Origin of the sequence: Paenibacillus sp. FSL H7-0703, from assembly GCF_038003485.1 — a bacterium.
GTDB classification, from domain to species: Bacteria; Bacillota; Bacilli; order Paenibacillales; family Paenibacillaceae; genus Paenibacillus; species Paenibacillus polymyxa_B.
The window spans coordinates 216,656-236,942 of the sequence record NZ_JBBOPF010000002.1 but is presented as its reverse complement, the minus strand read 5'-3'; the positions used below and the strand labels follow the sequence as shown (position 1 = coordinate 236,942).

General features: G+C 49.2%; 2 protein-coding genes (1 of these 2 only partly in view). Both read left to right on the top strand.

Translation table 11 applies throughout. From position 1 onward, the window contains the following. On the top strand, nt 1–609 hold the final stretch of the coding sequence (locus MHB46_RS25265) for an amino acid adenylation domain-containing protein (RefSeq protein WP_341163874.1). 10,533 nt of this gene lie to the left of the window's left edge; only the last 609 of its 11,142 coding nucleotides appear in the window; its start codon lies beyond the left edge, outside the window; its stop codon occupies nt 607–609. Next, nucleotides 593–20,287, top strand: a complete 19,695-nt coding sequence (locus tag MHB46_RS25260; RefSeq protein ID WP_341163873.1) for an SDR family NAD(P)-dependent oxidoreductase — start codon at nt 593–595, stop codon at nt 20,285–20,287. The genes MHB46_RS25265 and MHB46_RS25260 overlap by 17 nt, the downstream gene beginning before the upstream one ends.

Genomic DNA, 20,287 nt, shown 5'->3' with positions numbered 1-20,287 from the left:
GGATTCCTGGAAGGACGAGATGGAATCCCTGAGTTATACCGGGGTCAGGTCAAACGGAATAAGGAGGCGCTGACGGCGCTGGTAGAAGATGAAGACATGGAGAGAATGATTGCTGCCTGGATAGGGAAAAGGAAATATTCGAAGGTTGTTGATCTCTGGGTCAAGGGACTGGCAATGGATTGGAACCTGCTTTATGGGGATGCCAAGCCGCGGCGAATCAGCCTGCCGGCCTATCCTTTTGCGAGGGAGCGGTACTGGATCACGGATATTAAAACTAAATCGGCTTCCATTGAATCTGCAGATGCTGTAAAGCCAACAGATTCGTTCATTGCCCAAAAGGCACTTGCCAAAACGGCAAATGTTTCGGAAATGAATAAGGAAGACATCGATGCTTCAAATCTCGAAGCTATTCCTTCGTATATCCAAAACATCCAGAGTCATATTTCTGCCAGTGTAAAAATAAAGAAGATGCCGGATCTTTCTTATCTAGTGGCTGCATACGAGACAATGTCCTCGACTACAGTCGACAGCAAAGCTTACTCGCAACAGGATGGAGCGACACGAGGGACTGAACGGGAATGGAGGCTTACAGATGAAGGAAATGAATGATATCTTATGCAGGCTGTTATGGAGTCATTTGCGCTTGATGGGATTATGTCCATATGCGCAAATGGAAAAGAAAGCTATGATCGCGGATTTTAAAACAAAAAACGGCTTACTGAATTTATACGATCGTTGGCTAGAAGAAAGCATAGAGATTTTGGTACGGAATCAGTATTTGTACTGCAATGGAGAGTCATATAGCGTAGCGGGTACTGCTTCGGTCGATTTGCAGGCTGTATGGAAGGAGTGGGAATGGAAGAAAGGGGCATGGCTGAAAAATCCGGATCTCTCAGCCTGGGTATTTTTGGTAGAATCGACCTTGCGCAAGCTGCCAGAAATTTTAACCGGGAAGATACCAGCCACCGATATCATTTTTCCTAATTCCTCCATGAAACTGGTAGAAGGTATATATAAGAACAGTCCTGCAGCGGATTACTTTAATGAAGTGCTGGGAGATATCGTAGTTTCCTATCTAAATGAGCGGATCAAGCATAACCCGTCGGTACCGATTCGAATCATTGAAATTGGTGCAGGCACTGGAGGTACTAGCGCTTTGGTCTTCCAGAAGCTCGAACCTTATCGGGAGCATATTCAAGAATATTGCTATACCGACAAATCCAGAGCATTTTTATTACATGCACAAAAAGAGTACGGTCCGAAAAATCCTTACCTGACTTATCAGATTTTTAATGTGGAAGAGTCGGCTCAGGGACAAGATATTGATACAGGTGGATATGATATTGCGATTGCCACCAATGTATTGCACGCCACACGGAACATTCGCCAAACGTTACGCAATGTCAAAGCGGCGCTGCGAGAAAACGGTCTGATTCTTATAAATGAAATCAGCGGTAACTCTCTGTTAAACCATCTATCCTTTGGCCTTTTAGAGGGATGGTGGCTTTATAATGACCCGGAGCTGCGCATTCCAGGCTCTCCCGGGTTATATCCCGAAAGTTGGCAAAAGGTATTGGAGATGGAGGGTTTCCGGTCCGTTTTCTTCCCTGCTCAGGAAGCGCATGATATAGGTCAACAAATTATTGTGGCGGAAAGCGATGGTATGATTCTGAACAAACAGGAGCCTGAACACGACAAATCTCAAATGAAACAGCGTGACGAAGGAATTCGATCAGATATTGATGTAACAAGCGAGATGGCTGAAGAGTATGTCAAGGAGCTTATCGTAGGGAAGCTGGTAGAGGCTTTGAATGTGGACTTTACTATGATTGATATTCATGAGTCATTCGCAGATTATGGGCTGGACTCCATTCTTGGCGTCAACTTTGTGCAGGCTGTCAATCAGGGGCTGGGAATTCATTTGCAAACTACCGATATCTTCGATTACAGTTCGGTAAAACAACTGACGCGATACATTTTAAGCCAATATGGAGATAAAGTTTCACAAGTCTTGGACCAGAGCGCTAATCCAATAGACAACATGGAAGATGCAAGTCGCGACATCCAAAAACCTAAAGACACGGATCATATTCTTCATCCCGTTGAAACGGCAAGTATATCCTTTGAGCAGGACAGACCCAATAAGAAGGATAAAGAGAAAGCTTTAACACTAAGGGAGCCCATTGCGATTATTGGAATGAGCGGGCGGTTTGCTGGATCTGATAATGTACATGAGCTTTGGAATCACCTTAAGAACGGTGACGATTTAGTGGAAGAGGTAACCCGGTGGGATCTTTCGAAATATCAGGAAAAACATGCAAGTTACTGCAATCACGGCAGTTTTTTGGGGGATATTGATAAGTTTGATCCACTTTTTTTCAATATCTCAGGATTGGAAGCGACCTATATGGATCCGCAGCAGCGATTGTTCCTGGAGGAAGCGTGGCATGCTCTGGAGGATGCTGGCTATGCGGGGACAGGGATGGAGGGTCGCCGTTGTGGAGTGTATGTGGGCTGTGCCGAGGGAGATTACCAACAATTGCTGGGTGAAGACCTGCCTCCCCAAGCGCTTTGGGGTCATATGGGTTCCGTGATACCCGCTAGAATCTCCTACTACTTGAATCTTCACGGACCAGCAATAGCTGTAGATACAGCTTGTTCCAGTTCGTTAGTTGCAGTTCATCTGGCCTGCCAAAGCTTATGGACCGGAGAAACGGATATGGCTTTAGCTGGTGGTGTCTATATTCATACGACTCCTCGCTGCTATTTATATGGTGACCGGGCAGGAATGCTGTCTCGCTCGGGACGCTGCTATACCTTTGATGATAGGGCAGATGGAATGGTTCCGGGAGAAGCGCTTGGCGCGATTGTGCTCAAGCGACTTCATGAAGCTGTTGCTGATGGAGACCACATCTATGGAGTGATTTTAGGCTCAGCGATCAACCAGGACGGCACCACGAATGGACTTACTGCGCCAAGTCAGAAATCTCAGGAGCGACTCGAGCAAAATGTATACGATACATTTCATATCCACCCAGAGCAAATCCAGATGATGGAAGCACATGGAACTGGCACCAAATTGGGAGATCCCATTGAATATCAGGCACTGACTCGAACCTTTAGAAAGTATACCGACAAGAAGGAATATTGCGCCATAGGGTCCATTAAGACGAATATTGGCCATACGCAAATTGCGGCAGGAATTACGGGAATGATCAAACTGTTATTGTCATTAAAGAATAAGCAAATTCCTCCTACACTTCATTTCCGGTCGGGCAATTCAAACATTCAGTTTGCGGATAGTCCTTTTTATGTTAATACGTATCTGCAGGACTGGGAAGTTGAGCCTGGAGTCAGACGCTGTGCAGCGGTCAGCTCCTTTGGTGCCAGCGGTACGAATGCTCATATGGTCATAGAAGAGGCTCCACAGACGGAACGGAGACATTCCGAAAAGCCAGGTTATTTCATTCCGCTGTCGGCACGAACTTCAAAACAATTGCGCCAGCAGGTAGAGCAACTGCTCGCTTATTGTGAACAGGAGCCTATGGCGGATTGCGGTAATATGAGCTATACATTATTGCTTGGGAGAAAGCACTGTAATCATCGGCTTGCATGTGTTGCCCGTAATCAAGGCGAGCTTGTCATGTCCCTTAAAAAGTGGCTGGAAAAAGGCAGTGCTTCTCAAGTTTATCATTCTGAACTGCATGAAAAAGATCAACGCATACAAACATCTTTGAAAAGATACGGGGATGAATGTATTTACAATTGTCAAAACGCAAGCGATACCCGCGAGTATTTGGAGCTTTTGACTACGATTGCAGATCTGTATGTTCAGGGATATTCGTTAGACTTTGAGTGCTTGTTTTCAAATGAACAGTATTCTAGGATTCCGTTGCCAACTTATCCTTTTGCAAAAGAGCAGTATTGGGCGCCTAGGAGTGAGGACAAAATTACAGGCGGCAGAGCGGCAGAGGGTGAACCAAAATTTAGCGTCGCCAGAGCTGCGGAAGCGTCTGCCGTTACGAGTAGCCGTACACTGCTATTTGAGCCTACATGGAAAAAGCAGGATGTACCGCTGGAAGCCGAAGTCCCTGCCTATGATCGGCGAATGGTCTTGCTTTGTGAGCCAGACGAAGCTTTGCACGAGCGGCTCGAAGCGAGTTTGAACGGAGCTGTGCAGGTGCTTGCCTTTCGATCCGGGAAGAGCCGGATTGATGAGCGGTTCCAGGCCTATGCTATTCAGGCCTTTGAGAGCATTCAAAGCATACTCAAAGACAAGCCTGAGGGGAGGGTGCTGGTCCAAATTGTGGTGCGGAACGCCGGGGAAGGACGGCTCTTTTCGGGACTTTCGGGACTGTTGAAGACAGCCCGGCTGGAAAACCCGAAATTCATCGGGCAGCTGATCGAAGTGGAACAGGGAGAACAGGCGGAAGGCATCCTGGCGAAGCTGGAGGATAACAGCCGTAGCCCGATGGATGGCTGGATTCGCTATGAGAACGGACAACGGACAATCGCTTGCTGGAGCAGGCTTGAAACATCTGGGCAAGAAGAGGGGCTTCCATGGAGAGACGGTGGGGTCTATCTGATCACCGGCGGCTCCGGCAGTCTGGGACTGCTGGTTGCAGAAGAGATTGCCCGGCAGACGCAAGCAGCGACCTTCATTTTGACGGGGCGGTCGCCGCTGGACCGAGACAAGCAGATGAAGCTGCAGGAGCTGGAGTCTTCAGGCGCCAGCGTGGTGTACAGGCAAGCGGATATCACCCACAGAAACACCGTTATCGGTTTGTTGGACAGCATGCAGCAGGAATTTGGACGTGTCCATGGGATCATCCACTGCGCAGGGGTGATTCACGATAATTTCATCATTAAAAAAACTAGTGAAGAATTTTTGGAGGTGCTGGGACCGAAGGTGAGCGGACTGGTCCATCTGGATGAGGCAAGCAGCGGCCAGAACCTAGACTTCTTTGTGCTCTTTTCTTCCATATCGGGCAGCCTGGGCAATCCTGGACAGGCTGACTATTCGACGGCCAATGCCTTTATGGACGCATACGCCGAATACCGGAATGCCCTGGTAGGGGCCAAGCAACGGCGGGGGCAGACGTTATCCATCCGCTGGCCGCTATGGAAAGAGGGCGGAATGCGGATCGATGCGGACACGGAACAGATCATGACGCAAAACATGGGTATTACAACCATGCAGACCCGGTCGGGAATGAGGGCGTTGTATCAAAGCTTGGCCTCCGGCAAGGAGCAGGTGATGGTCATGGAAGGGGAGCCTGAGAAAATCGAGGCCTACTTGGCGAAAGGCGTCTCACAAGCCGGCGTCCGTGCCATCCAAGTAGCTATTTCTAATCAGGTAACCCCTAAGCTGGATGCAGGCCAGCTCTACGATAAAACCTTATATCGACTCAAGGTGCTTTTGGGAGAGGTGACTCGGCTGAGCGTCAGCAGCATCGAAGCCCATGAGCCGCTGGAGAGGTATGGAATCGACTCGATCATGATTACCCAGCTTAATGCCAAGCTGGCGGGCTTCTTTGGAGAGCTGTCCCAGACGTTGTTTTATGAGTACCAGACCTTGCACGCCTTGACGGAATATTTTGTGGCGGAATACCCGCAGGAGTGCATGCAGTGGACCGGAATAAGCCATGACATGCAGCCTGTAGAGGAAATACTTGCGGCACCGTTGTGCGCCGAGGAAGAAGCCGTGCCGGCTGCGGCAAAGGCGGCAGCGAAGCCTGTCCGAAGCTTGGCTGGGTCTGCCCCTGCGGAAATGCGTGAGCCGATAGCGATCATTGGGATGGCTGGAAAGTATCCCTGGTCCAGGGACATGAACGAATATTGGGAAAATCTAAAAGCAGGGAAGGACTGTGTCACCGAAATCCCAAGTGAGCGTTGGACGCTGGAAGGGTTCTTTCATCCTGATTCACAGGAAGCGGTGGCGAATGGAAAAAGCTACAGCAAGTGGGGTGGCTTTATCGAAGGATTTGCGGATTTCGATCCGCGCTTTTTCAATATTGCGCCACGGGAAGCACTCGGTATGGACCCGCAGGAAAGGCTGTTCATTGAAGCCTGCTGGGAAGCGTTGGAGGACGCGGGTTACACCCGGGAACAGCTTGCGGTGCGGCATAACCGCCGGGTAGGCGTATTTGCCGGAATTACCAAAACGGGCTTCGATCTATACGGACTGGATTTATGGAGAAAAGGAACGCAAATATACCCTCACACATCCTTTAGTTCAGTGGCCAACAGGATTTCGTATCTCTTTAATTTGCAAGGGCCAAGCATGCCGATCGATACGATGTGTTCGTCCTCGTTGACCGCGATTCATGAAGCCTGTGAGCATCTGTACCGCGGAGAATGCGAAATGGCTATTGCAGGCGGAGTAAATCTGTATCTCCATCCGCTCAGTTATGTGGGACTTTGCGCCAACCACATGCTGTCAGCAGACGGGCAATGCAAGAGCTTCGGCAAAGGAGGCAATGGGTTTGTCCCTGGAGAAGGCGCGGGGGTCGTCCTATTAAAGCCGCTGTCCAAGGCGATCGCTGATGGGGACCTTATCCATGCGGTGATTCGGGGGACGAGCATTAACCATGGAGGTAAGACCAACGGCTATACGGTGCCGAACCCGACAGCCCAAGGAGAACTGATCCGGGCGGCCCTGGAGCGAGCGGGGGTACATGCGCGGACGGTCAGCTATATTGAAGCCCACGGGACAGGCACGGAGCTGGGAGACCCGATTGAAGTGACGGGCCTGACCCAGGCATTCAGGAAGGATACGCCGGATACGGGATTCTGCGCCATAGGCTCTGTGAAGTCCAACATCGGACATCTGGAGGCAGCAGCGGGCATCGCCGGGGTGGAGAAAATCATCTTGCAGATGAAAAACCAGACGCTGGTTCCCAGCCTGCATGCCCAAGAATTGAATCCGAACATCCATTTCGGTCAGACGCCGTTCGTCGTCCAGCAGGAGTTGGGGGAATGGAAGCGGCCAGTGGTTGAGATCGATGGAGAGACGCGGGAATATCCGAGGATTGCTGGGATTTCATCGTTTGGAGCGGGAGGCTCCAATGCACATGTCATCATCGAAGAGTACATTGCGGAAGAGAAGATGCCGATGAGCGTTACGGCTCAAAAGCCTGCGATCATCGTATTGTCGGCCAAAAATGAAGAACGACTGAAAAAGCAGGCCGAGAGATTGCTAGCTGCTATGCGGGAAGGACAGCAAAGCGAAAGCAGTCTGGCCGATGTGGCCTACACGCTGCAGGTGGGACGCGAGGCCATGGAAGAGCGGCTGGCAGTGATTGCAGGGTCTATGCAGGAGCTGGTGGACAAGCTGGAAGGATTCCTGGAAGGACGGGACGGAATCCCTGAGTTATACCGGGGCCAGGTCAAACGGAATAAGGAGGCGCTGACGGCGCTGGTAGAAGATGAAGACATGGACAAAACGATCGCTGCCTGGATAGGGAAAAGGAAATATTCGAAGGTTGTTGATCTCTGGGTCAAGGGATTGTCGATGGATTGGAACATGCTTTATGGGGATGCCAAGCCGCGGCGAATTAGCCTGCCGGCCTATCCTTTTGCGAGGGAGCGGTACTGGATCACGGATATTATGAGTCCCTCTGTAGAAAGAGTCTCTTCTGTAGAAAGAGCCGTTACGGAAGCTCAGGAAAAGGCAATTCCCGTCCAGACTCATGCGATGCAGCCAACAGCCCTAATGCAATCCGTTTTTTTGAATAGTTCTGAAAAACCAAGCGCTATATCCTTACCGAATTTGTTGGACCGTCAGCCGCATCTAAGCAAGTCTGCCAACCAGGAGGGGACAACGATCATGTTAACTTCACTGGAGGAGACATCGCACACATTAGAGGATGAGAAGAAGACGGAAGCGCTGTCGTCTATTCCTTCTACAATATCAGTGGAAATATTGCAGGAGGAGCTGACAACAAGCCTGGCGCAGGCTTTATATATAGATCGGAGCGATATCGATTCGGATAAGAACTTTGTTGATCTTGGATTGGATTCCATTATAGGCGTAGAGTGGGTTCGTAGCATTAATAAGCATTACAATACATCCATAACAGCGACAAAAGTCTACGATTATCCAACCATCCGGGATTTTAGCAATTTTGTAGAGAAGGAATTGTTGAGCAAATCAATTGCGCCATTCTCTACCCAGTCTATTTCGGATCATTCTCCAGCAGAGTATTCACCGTCATCCGTTGCATTAGAGCCGGAGAAATCGGCAGAGGCTTCCATTCAGGTGAATTTGATGCCGATTTCGTTTGAAAAGCAGGCGCAGGCCAGCATGGCTGAGTGTAGCGCCTCTGCAGAGCTGTTGCAGGAAGAACTGACGGTAAGCCTGGCAGAGGCTTTGTACATGGAACGGAGCGAGATCGAGGCGGATAAAAACTTTATAGATACCGGACTAGATTCCATTATAGGCGTAGAGTGGGTTCGAAACATAAATAAACGATATGGCACATCCATAGCAGCGACCAAGGTCTACGACTATCCGACCATTCGCCAATTCGCTACATTTTTGGCACAAGAAATCAATAAGCATGGAGGAAGCTTCAATCAACAGTCCTTGAACGCAGTCCCGGACACGGACAAGCCTATTGCGAAAGTCCATTCGAAGAGACCTGACACGATGCAATGTTCCCCAAGGCTATCTCCTAAGGAGGATTCCGAGCCATTCCACCTGGTAAAGGTAGCAGAGGATTCATCGCCTTTACCTTCGGAAAATAAAGACGTAATTGCAATTGTCGGGATTTCGGGAAGATATCCTGGTGCGGAAGATGTGCAGCAATATTGGGATAATCTCTCTCTAGGCAAAAATTCCATTATTGAAATCCCGAAGGACCGTTGGGATGTAAGCCAATATTATGATCCTCGTCCAGCGCAAGAGGGGAAAATCAATTGCAAGTGGCTGGGTGCTTTAGAGGATATGGAATATTTCGATCCGTTATTTTTCAATATTTCTCCTACCGAGGCGGAAGGGATGGATCCTCAGCAGCGCATCTTTATGCAGGAAGCATATAAGGCAATTGAGGATGCAGGCTATAGTGGCTCACAGTTGGGAAATAAAAAATGCGGGGTATACCTTGGAATTTTAAATAATGAATATAGTATGCTGCGGTACAAGCATCAAGCGCAGTTCACCAATACTACCGGGAACAGTAACGCTATTGCTGCGGCTCGCATCTCTTATTTCCTCAATCTGAAAGGTCCGGCCATATCCGTAGATACGGCATGCTCCTCATCGCTGGTGGCAACCCATCTGGCATGCCAGGCGTTATCTAACGGAGAGATAGAAATGGCGTTGGTTGGCGGGGTGTCGTTATATCTGACTCCTGAATCGTATGTAGGTATGTCTGCATCCGGAATGTTGTCGCCAGATGGTCGGTGTAAAGCGTTTGACAATAGCGCCAACGGCTTTGTTCCAGGGGAAGGAGTAGGGGCGCTGGTTCTGAAGCGGCTGAAGGATGCTGAAGCTGATCGGGATCATATATACGGAGTTATTATCGGGTCCGGAATCAATCAAGATGGAAAAACCAACGGGATTACCGCTCCAAGCACTAACAGCCAAATTGAGCTGGAGCGGGAAATATACAACAAATATCAGATTGAGCCTGAAAGCATTAGCTATGTTGAAATGCATGGGACAGGAACCAAGCTGGGCGACCCTATTGAACTGGAAGCTTTATCAACCGCTTTTAAAGAAAAAACCGATCAGAAGAACTACTGTGCCATAGGTTCGGTAAAAAGCAATATCGGGCATACTTCTGCAGCAGCGGGCATAGCAAGCGTGCAAAAGGTGTTGCTATGCATGAAGCATAGAAAACTAGTACCGACACTGAATTTCAAGAACCCGAATGAGCATTTTGATTTTGATAATTCTCCTTTTTATGTCAATACAGAATTGAACGCGTGGAAACCTTCCCGCGGGGACAAAAGGCGCGCCGCTGTGAGCTCTTTCGGTTTTAGTGGTACGAACGCCCATCTTATTATTGAAGAATATCGTCCCGGGACGGGAACATCTGCGACATCACCAACAGCCGCCGATATCCATAATCCCGTTCTCTTCGTTTTGTCTGCCAAAGGTGAAAAGCAACTAAAAACGTATGCCGAAAGAATGAGGAGCTTTATTGCATCCCAGGAAAATCTTAACCTCTCGGATATGGGGTATACGCTGCAAGTGAGCCGCGAGCCGATGGATTACCGGCTGGCTTTTGTGGCAGATTCAAAAGAGGCAATGCTAAAAGCGTTGGAAGGATTTGTGAATCATGATCCGCTTGCTGGCGTCCTAACGGCTCAGGTGAAAAAGAGCAAAGACGGGATTGTGATGTTTGAGGCGGATGAAGATGCCAAATCGTTGCTTGAAACCTGGATCAAGAAGAGAAAACTAACAAAAATAGCGGAGTTGTGGGTAAAGGGGCTAACTATTGACTGGAACAAGCTGTACGGGGATATCAAACCTTACCGGATCAGTCTACCGACCTATCCTTTTGCGAGAGAACGCTGTTGGGCGCCTGAGCTTGACAGCAAGGCAGGCAAAGGCATGACTTCTGTCACTGCTTCGCTCCATCCTTTACTGCATCTAAACACCTCCGATTTCTCGGAACAGCGGTTCAGTTCGACTTTTACAGGCCAGGAGTTTTTCTTGAAGGATCATGTGGTGAATGGACGCAAAGTTCTATCCGGGGCTGCTTGCCTTGAAATGGTCCGGGCGGCCGTGGATCAGGCAACAGGATCTGATGAGGGCGGGCCAACCGGAATTTGCCTTAAAAACGTGGTTTGGGCACGGCCTATTATCGTAGAGCATGGGCCACTACAGTTACACATCGGACTTTTCCTGGATGATCATCAAGAGATTTCCTATGAAATATATGGGGAGAGCGAAGAAGCTGATGCAGGGATTGTGATATATAGCTACGGCAGTGCTGCACGAAGATCGGCTGCGGAAGTCCCAGCACTGAATATTAAAGACTTGCAGAATGTATGTAGTCGGAACTTCGATCCCACACAACTGTATAGAGTTTTCAGGGATATGGGAATGGATTATGGCCCTGGACATCAAGGGATTGAGATGGTGTATGCGGGAGAGGGTCAAGTGCTGGCTAAGTTATGCTTGCCGTCTTCCGTTTCTGACAACCAAAGCCAATTTGTCCTGCATCCAAGTATGATAGATTCGGCCTTGCAGGCAACCATAGGCTTGACGCTGGGGTCTAGCGAGATCAAACCTTCTCTGCCTTACGCCATTCAAGAAGTTGAAATTATAAAAAATTGCAGTTCCATCATGTGGGCGTTGATTCGTTATAATGCAGACGGTATAGCTGAGGAAAAGGCACAGAAGCTGGATATTGACCTGAGCGACGAAACCGGAGCCATCTGTGTCAGGATAAAAGGATATTCATCAAGAATCCTGAATAGGGACTCGATTTCCTCGGATGTTCAGTCTAATTCTAGTAACTTGATGCTTGAACCCGTATGGAAAGAGCAAGGGATTGCTCTAGAGGCCGAAATGCCTGCATATGATCGCCATGTCGTGTTACTCTGCCAGCCGTCCGGGATTTCCCGTGAACAAGTTGAAGCTCGGATGGACGGCGTGCAATGCATTGTACTGCAACCCGACCGAAACGGAATCGCGGAACAGTTCCAGCGTTACGCCGTCCAGGTGGTTGAAGAGATTCAAAGCATTTTCAGGGAAAAACCCAATGGTAAGGTGCTGATCCAGATTGCCATAAGCGGACAGGAGGAGCAGCAGCTTTTCTCGGGACTTTCCGGTCTTTTAAAAACGGCCCGGCTTGAGCATTCAAAACTGGTAGGTCAGTTAATAGAACTGGGACAGGATGAGGACTGGGGAGCAATCATAGACATTTTAAAAGAAAACAGCCGTAGCCTCGAGGATATCCAGATTCGGTACGAGAAAGGCACACGGTGGGTTTCCTGCTGGAACGAAGTTCACATCTCTCAGGAAGCAACGGGTAACCCGTGGAAGGATGGCGGAGTGTACCTGATTACCGGCGGTGCCGGTGGATTGGGACTCATTTTTGCCAGAGAGATTACGGATAAAGTTCATAAAGCCGTCTTGATTTTAACGGGGCGTTCCACGCTGGATGAGGGCAAACGGGCTGAGATAAAGAAAATGGAGGCATTAGGGGCACGAATCATATACAGACAGGTCGATGTGACTCAGGAGCAGGCGGTGACCGATTTAATCCAGGAAATTCAGGAGGAATTCGGAAACATCAATGGCATCATTCATAGTGCAGGAGTCATTCGCGACAACCGCATACTCCAAAAAAATAGCGAGGAGATACTGCGGGTTCTCGCTCCCAAAGTATTAGGGACAGTGAATCTGGATCAGGCGAGCAAGAACTTGCCGCTTGACTTCTTTATTCTATTTTCGTCTGTAGCCGGAGGATTAGGTAATCAGGGACAGGCAGACTATTCTGCAGCTAATGCGTTTATGGATGCTTATGCCGGATACCGGAACACTCTGATAGCATCTAAGCAGCGACAGGGTCAAACGCTATCCATCAATTGGCCGCTATGGAAAGAGGGTGGGATGCGTATTGATGAGGAGACGGAGAAGCTGGTAAGGCAGCGTACAGGCATGAGCGGCATGTCAACCTCTTCCGGCATTCAGGCCTTGTACCGTGGCATGACCGCAGGCGTTGATCAGGTTATGGTGATGGAAGGCAATCTTGCAAAAATGAAGAAAACCATGGGTTTAATCACGACTCCAGAGACTAGGCAGCCTGAAAAGGTGACAGGAATTTCAGAAGCTTCCTCTGAAAGCAATGCCGTACCAGATCTGCTGGACAAGGTGCAGGCCGCTATGATACAGGCCGTGTCAAAATTGCTGAAAGTCAAACTTGAAGATATTGATGAACATGTAGAACTGAGTGAGTATGGCTTCGATTCCATTCTGCTCACACAATTTACCAACAACATCAATCACTTATACCGGCTTGAGCTGACGCCGGACATATTTTTTGAATACACAACGATTCATGACTTCACCAGGTATTTGGTGGACGAATATGATGCCGTGCTTGGCGAGCAGTTTGCCGTGCATGCCCGGACTGAGCCTGCTGTGCAGGCCGTGGAGGATGGTAGGGAAGACAGTACCCGCGGTAGACGGCAGCGTTTCCGGTTTGCAGGCGGGAATGTGTTGTCCAATCCGCAACTGACTCAGGCTGCTCCTGAACCCATTGCCATCGTGGGAATGAGCGGTGTATTTCCCATGGCCCGGGATGTGGATGAGTTTTGGAAAAATCTTGAGGAAGGCAGGGACTGCATCACTGAAATCCCTGAAGATCGCTGGGATTGGAAGACGTATTACGGTGACCCTGAGCAGGAGGCCAATAAAACAAACATCAAGTGGGGCGGGTTTATTGACGGGATCTATGAGTTTGACCCGCTATTCTTTGGAATTTCACCGCGGGAAGCCGCACTCATGGACCCGCAGCAACGTCTGTTGATGACCTATATCTGGAAGGCGATTGAAGATGCAGGCATTCAGGCTGGGAGTCTGTCGGGAACCCGCACAGGAATCTTTGTAGGTACCGCGAACAGTGGCTACAGCGGTATGATCTATCAGGGAAATATGGGTGTCGAGGCGTATTCCTCCAGCGGTATGGCACCGTCTGTTGGGCCCAATCGAATGAGCTATTTCCTTAATATTCATGGTCCGAGCGAGCCTGTCGAAACGGCTTGCTCCAGTTCACTGGTGGCCATTCACCGAGCCGTTAGGGCCATAGAGGATGGAAGCTGCGAGATGGCGATTGCGGGCGGTGTTAATGTGATTATCACACCTGAACTCCATATCAGCTTCAACAAAGCAGGAATGCTGTGTGAGGACGGTCGATGCAAAACCTTCTCCAATAAGGCCAATGGCTACGTGCGTGGTGAAGGGGCCGGCATGCTTTTCCTGAAAAAGCTGAAGGATGCAGAGAAGGATGGAGACCATATTTATGGTGTGATTCGGGGTACTGCCGTCAATCACGGAGGCCGGGCCAATTCCCTGACAGCTCCTAATCCGAGGGCTCAGGCGGATGTGTTGGTAAATGCATATACAAAGGCCGGAATCGATCCAAGGACTGTCTCTTACATTGAGGCCCACGGGACAGGCACCGAGCTGGGCGATCCGATTGAAATTAACGGGCTGAAAGCAGCTTTCAAAGAGCTTTATGAGAACACAGAGGGGCCCGGAATCACAGAATCCCATTGCGGATTGGGCTCGGTGAAGACCAATATCGGACATCTGGAACTGGCTTCTGGAATCGCGGGTGTCATAAAAGTACTGCTTCAGTTAAAGCATAAAAAGCTGGTCAAAAGCCTTCATTGTGATGCAATTAATCCTTATATAAAACTTGAAGGCAGTCCGTTCTATATCGTTCAGGAGGCGCAGGAGTGGAAGCCACAGCGGGATATTCTAGGGGAAGATATTCCTCGGAGAGCAGGTGTTAGCTCCTTTGGATTCGGGGGTGCCAATGCCCATTTGGTAATCGAAGAATATATTCCTGGAAAGCAGGAGCAGAATTCTATTACCCTTACCACTCCAAAATCGGCTATTGTGGTGTTGTCAGCCAAGAGTGAAGGACAACTGCAAGAGCAAGCGCAGCTATTACTAGCTGCAATCGGGGAGCATCCGTTCACAGACAGCAGTCTGGTAGATATAGCGTATACCCTTCAGGTGGGGCGCGAAGCGATGGAAGAACGTTTGGCTTTCGTTGCAGGCTCTCTCCGGGAGCTAGAAGAGAAATTAAAAGGATTTGTGGAAGGCCGGGATGGTATCCACGGCTTATACGTGGGACACGCCAAACGCCATAGAGAAGAAAATAGAGCTCGTGAAGACGGAGAGGGTGCGGGCACGGCGATTGATGTGTTAGTTAGCGAAGGCAGCTATGGCAAAATCGCAGACCTTTGGGTAAAAGGAGCCGTTATTGACTGGGCCCTGTTGTACGGAGAGGCTAAACCAAACCGTATCAGTCTGCCAACCTATCCCTTTGCCAAAGAACGATATTGTATAACCGATATCAATAAACGGACGGGAGCAAGCGGTGTTGTGTTGGAACGGGAGACAGCAGTCGGCATTCATCCCTTACTTCAGCGTAATACGTCCGATATTTATGGACTGCAGTTCAGCTCCATTTTTACGGGGAAGGAATTTTTCCTGTCTCACCATGTGATAAGGGGGCAGAAGCTCTTGCCTGGAGTGGCCTACCTTGAAATGGCGCGGGCGGCAGTAGAGCAGGTTGCAGGATCTCCAGAAGACAAGTGGACGTCCATCCGGTTAAAAGATGTGGATTGGATCCGGCCTGTTGTGGTTGGGGAGGAGTCGGTGGACGTCAGTATTGGGCTCTATCCGCAAGATGGCGGGGAGATCGCCTATGAAATTTACAGCAAGTCTGGAGCAACGGACACGGAGCTGGTGGTGCATAGTGAAGGCAGGGCAGTAATTGTTCCGGTGGCAGAGATCCCCGCTATAGATATTGAAACCTTGCTGGAGCAGTGCAGTCTGGGCTCCTTCTCATCCCGTCAGTGCTATGAGGCGTTTGCAGCGATGCAGGTTTCCTATGGGCCGGGACACCAGGGAATTGAGAAAATATATATCGGGGTGGGTCAAGCGCTTGCCAAGTTGTCCTTGCCTTCTTCCGTCTACCCTACGATGGAACAGTTTGTGATGCACCCTAGCTTGATGGATTCTGCTCTTCAGGCGACGATAGGCTTGATTATGAGTACAGGTGATCGCAAAGCTTCCATTAAGCCAGCTTTACCATTTGCATTGGAAGAGCTTGAGGTGTTTAACGGATGCACATCAGAGATGTGGGCCTGGATTCGTAATAGTGAAGACAGCAGGCAGGATGGCCCGCTGCAAAAGTTAGATATCGATTTGTGTGACGAGCAGGGGAATGTTTGTGTGAGGATGAAGGGATTTTTATCACGAGTTGCTGAAAGAGGGACAGGGGCACCAGAGGAATGGACTGCACCTGAGACTTTGATGCTTGAGCCTGTGTGGGAAGAACAAGCGATTGCTCTGGAAGGAACAGCATCTGACTATCAACAGCATCTGGTAATTCTATGTGAACCGGGATATATTTCCGGGGAAATTATTGAATCGCAGATGAACGGGGTGCAGTGCCTCATTCTCCAATCCGAAGAGAAGAGCATTGATGCACGGTTTAGGACTTATGCGACACAGGTGTTTGAGGCAATTCAACATATTCTTAAAACGGAATCCAAAGGCAAAACATTGGTTCAGCTTGTCGTTCCGGTGCAGGATCACCAACAGGTATTCTCGGGACTTTCCGGACTCTTAAAAACAGCATGGCTGGAGAATCCAGTACTGGTTGGCCAACTGATAGAAATGGATGTGGAGCAGGATTCAGCAGGTCTGATAAATATCTTGCAAGAAAACAGTCGCAGCTATATAGAACCACATATCCGCTATCAATCGGGTAGACGACATGTTGCTGTATGGACGGAAATTAAAGATTCTCTGGAAGCGATCAGCATTCCGTGGAAGGACAGGGGAGTATATTTGATTACCGGCGGAACCGGAAGTCTCGGTTTGATTTTTGCCGAAGAAATTACACGACAGGCCAGAGATACTACTTTAATTCTTGTCGGACGCTCCCCGCTTCGAGGTGACACCAAAGCAAGGATTGAGGAGATAGAGGCTTTAGGTGCAAGAGTAGTATTCCGGCAAGTCGATGTCGCCGATAAAAGGGCGGTTGAAGTTTTGATTCGGGATATTCAGGAAGAGTTTGGGAAGCTGGACGGAATTGTGCATAGCGCAGGAATGGTTAGCGATAATTTCATTATTAAAAAAACACGGGAGGAATTGCAAAACGTTTTGGCACCAAAGGTTACGGGCTTGGTGAATCTGGATCAGGCTTGTAAGGAAATTCCGCTGGACTTCTTCATCCTTTTTTCATCCGTTGCAGGGAGTCTCGGGAATATAGGACAGGCTGACTATGCTGCTGCCAATGCCTTTATGGACGCCTATGCCAAGTACCGCAGTACGCTGGTAGAGCGAGCACAACGCCAGGGGCGGACGATTTCAGTCAATTGGCCGCTCTGGAAAGAAGGCGGAATGCGTATTGATGGGGAAACAGAAAAGATCATGGAAGGGATGGGGATATTTGCAATGGAGACTGGTGCAGGAATTCGGGCTTTGTATCAGAGCCTGGCTTCCGAAAAGAATCAAGTCATGGTGTTGGAAGGGCATGCCAGTCAGCTAAGAGAAACGCTCCTGCAGCAACCGTCCCTGGATCAGGCTGGAGATGCCTCCTCTATGATAAGGGAAAGCGAGATGGGTTCGGTCATCGGACAAGACCTGCTTGCCGAAAAAGCGGCAAATTATTTAAAGCAATTGCTCGCTACATCCATCAGGCTGCCAGCAAGGCAGATTGAAACCGATGCCCCTATGGAGAAGTATGGCATTGATTCCATTATGATTAAACAGCTAACCCGTGAGTTGGAGAAAACGTTTGGAACACTGCCCAAAACTTTATTTTTTGAATACCAGAATATCCGGGAATTGACCCAATATTTCCTCAAAGTCCACCAGAAGCAGCTGATTAAATTACTTGGAATCGAGACAGAGGACGCTACGAAAGATTTCAAGCCTTCGTCGGTGGAAAACGACCCGGTAAGGTCACTTTCTGATAGTCGGAAGCAATCGCGTTTCATGCCAGTTCAGGCAAGTTTCCAACCGCAACCGGAAAGAGCAGGCGGACCGGAGGAAATTGCCATTATCGGCTTGTCGGGCATGTATCCCGAGGCAGAAAACATACGGGAATTCTGGAACAATTTGCGCGATGGGAAGGATTGCATTACGGAAATCCCCAAAGATCGCTGGGATCACAGTATGCACTTTGACGAGGACAGGGACCAGTCCGGGAAAACTTACAGCAAGTGGGGAGGCTTTATTAAAGGTGTGGATCAGTTTGATCCCATGTTTTTCAATATCTCTCCTAGAGAAGCACAGATCATCGATCCTCAGGAGCGTCTATTTCTGAAATGTGTCTATGAAACGATAGAGGATGCAGGCTATACACGGGAATCGATTGGATTGGAGCGGGGCCTTGGGCTGGATAGGAATGTGGGCGTTTTTGTCGGGGTCATGTATGAAGAATACCAGCTTTATGGGGCGCAGGAACAAGCTAGGGGCAGAATGATTGCCGTTCCTGGCAATCCGGCTTCCATCGCAAATCGGGTATCTTATTTCTGTAACTTCCACGGTCCGAGCATGGCTGTGGACACCATGTGTTCTTCTTCATTGACGACCATTCATCTGGCCTGCCAAAGCTTGCAACAAGGCGAGTGTGAGCTTGCCATTGCTGGCGGCGTCAATGTATCCATTCATCCGAACAAATACCTGATGCTTGGGCAAGGCAGGTTTGTATCGAGTAAAGGACGGTGCGAAAGCTTTGGACAAGGCGGAGATGGATATGTGCCGGGAGAAGGCGTAGGAGCCGTACTGCTCAAACCACTGGCCAAAGCTATTGCAGATGGCGACCATATATATGGGGTCGTAAAGGGGACCTCGGTGAATCATGGAGGAAAGACAAACGGATTCTCAGTTCCGAATCCCCATGCGCAGGCCAGTGTCATTGGAAGGGCCTTTAAGAAAGCAGGAATTAACCCCAGAACCATTAGTTACATCGAAGCGCATGGCACTGGGACATCCTTAGGTGACCCCATTGAAATCGCCGGATTGCAAAAAGTGTTCCAGGAATACACGGAGGACAAGCAGTTTTGCGCAATCGGATCGGCAAAATCAAATATTGGGCATTGTGAGAGCGCGGCAGGGATTGCCGGAGTTACAAAGGTGCTCCTTCAGCTCAAATACGGACAAATCGTGCCTTCGCTGCATTCAAAAACACTAAACCCGAATATCAATTTTAGCGATAGTCCTTTTATAGTTCAGCAGGAGCTGGGGGAGTGGAAAAGACCCGTCGTCACAATGAATGGGAAGACGGTTGAATACCCAAGAATCGCAGGTATTTCCTCCTTTGGCGCCGGAGGCTCCAACGCACATGTGCTCATTGAGGAATATATCCCTGAGGAGCAGGAGACTAGACAGGCTGCCACTTCACTGCAAAATCCGGTAATGATCGTGCTGTCGGCGAGGAATAAAGAGCGACTGGATGAACAGGTACACAGGCTGCTGGCTGAACTCAAAGAGCCGGAATACTCGCAAACCAGCCTGGAGGATATAGCATTTACTCTGCAGGTGGGACGGGAAGCCATGGAAGAACGGTTAGCAGTCATAGTTAAGTCTACTCGTGAGCTTACAGAAAAGCTGGAGAGCTTTTTAGCGGGGAATGAGGATATCGACGGGCTATATTTGGGTCAGGCAAAGAAGAATAAAGACATCCTAGCTGTTCTTGAGGCGGACGAAGACATGGCAAAAATGGTGGATAGTTGGATAAGCAAGGGTAAGTATACAAAGCTGGCGGAGCTTTGGGTTAAGGGGCTGCTCTTCGATTGGACTAGACTTTATGAGAATACCAGCCCTCGTCGGATTAGTCTGCCTACGTATCCATTTGCCAAGGAGAGCTATTGGATCTTCGCGCGTGGGGGCGAATCCCGGGACGTCGAGGCGGAATCTCTTGTAGCCGAGGTGTCGGTACAAGAGCTCGTTTCCAGCCCTCCTGCAGTTAACCATAGCAACGATAATGTGCAGAGACAGACTTTGGCGAAAGTACCTGAAAAACCGCAGGGCATTTTGCTGAGCTCCGTTTCCAACATCCAGATGGTAGCAGATAAGCCAGAAAAGTCAGCCGCGCTGGCAGAATCCAAGCCTGCCCCGCCGCAACCTGAGGCCAAGCCTTCTTCGCCGCCGCCCGCTGCCAGGGATGAGGCAAAGCGTTCGACATATGCGCCAACGGCTGTACGGATAGAAGCATTGGAGAAGGAACTGGTAGAAAGTCTTGCGAAATCCTTGAGTATGAATGAAATGGATATTGGCCGGGATGATCAATTTATTGATATGGGACTGGACTCCATTATAGGCGTAGAGTGGGTACAGGCTGTGAATAAACGTTTTGGAACAGCTATTCCAGCAACCAGAGTGTACGACTATCCTAACATTAAAGAATTTTCCAAATTTTTGGCAAAGGAATTGAACAAGTCGGCGGGAGATACGAATCAGGCTCCTACAGAGCCGAAGCCTAAGCAGCCCATGCAAGCCTTGTTACAGAAAGTACTGCAGGGTGAGTTGGATTTTGAACAGGCCGACCAGTTATTCAACCAATTACACTCGTAG

What these genes read in the sequence shown, in the direction of transcription:
- MHB46_RS25260 (WP_341163873.1), top strand. Translation starts at nt 593, where the DNA reads ATGAAGGAAATGAATGATATCTTATGCAGGCTGTTATGGAGTCATTTG.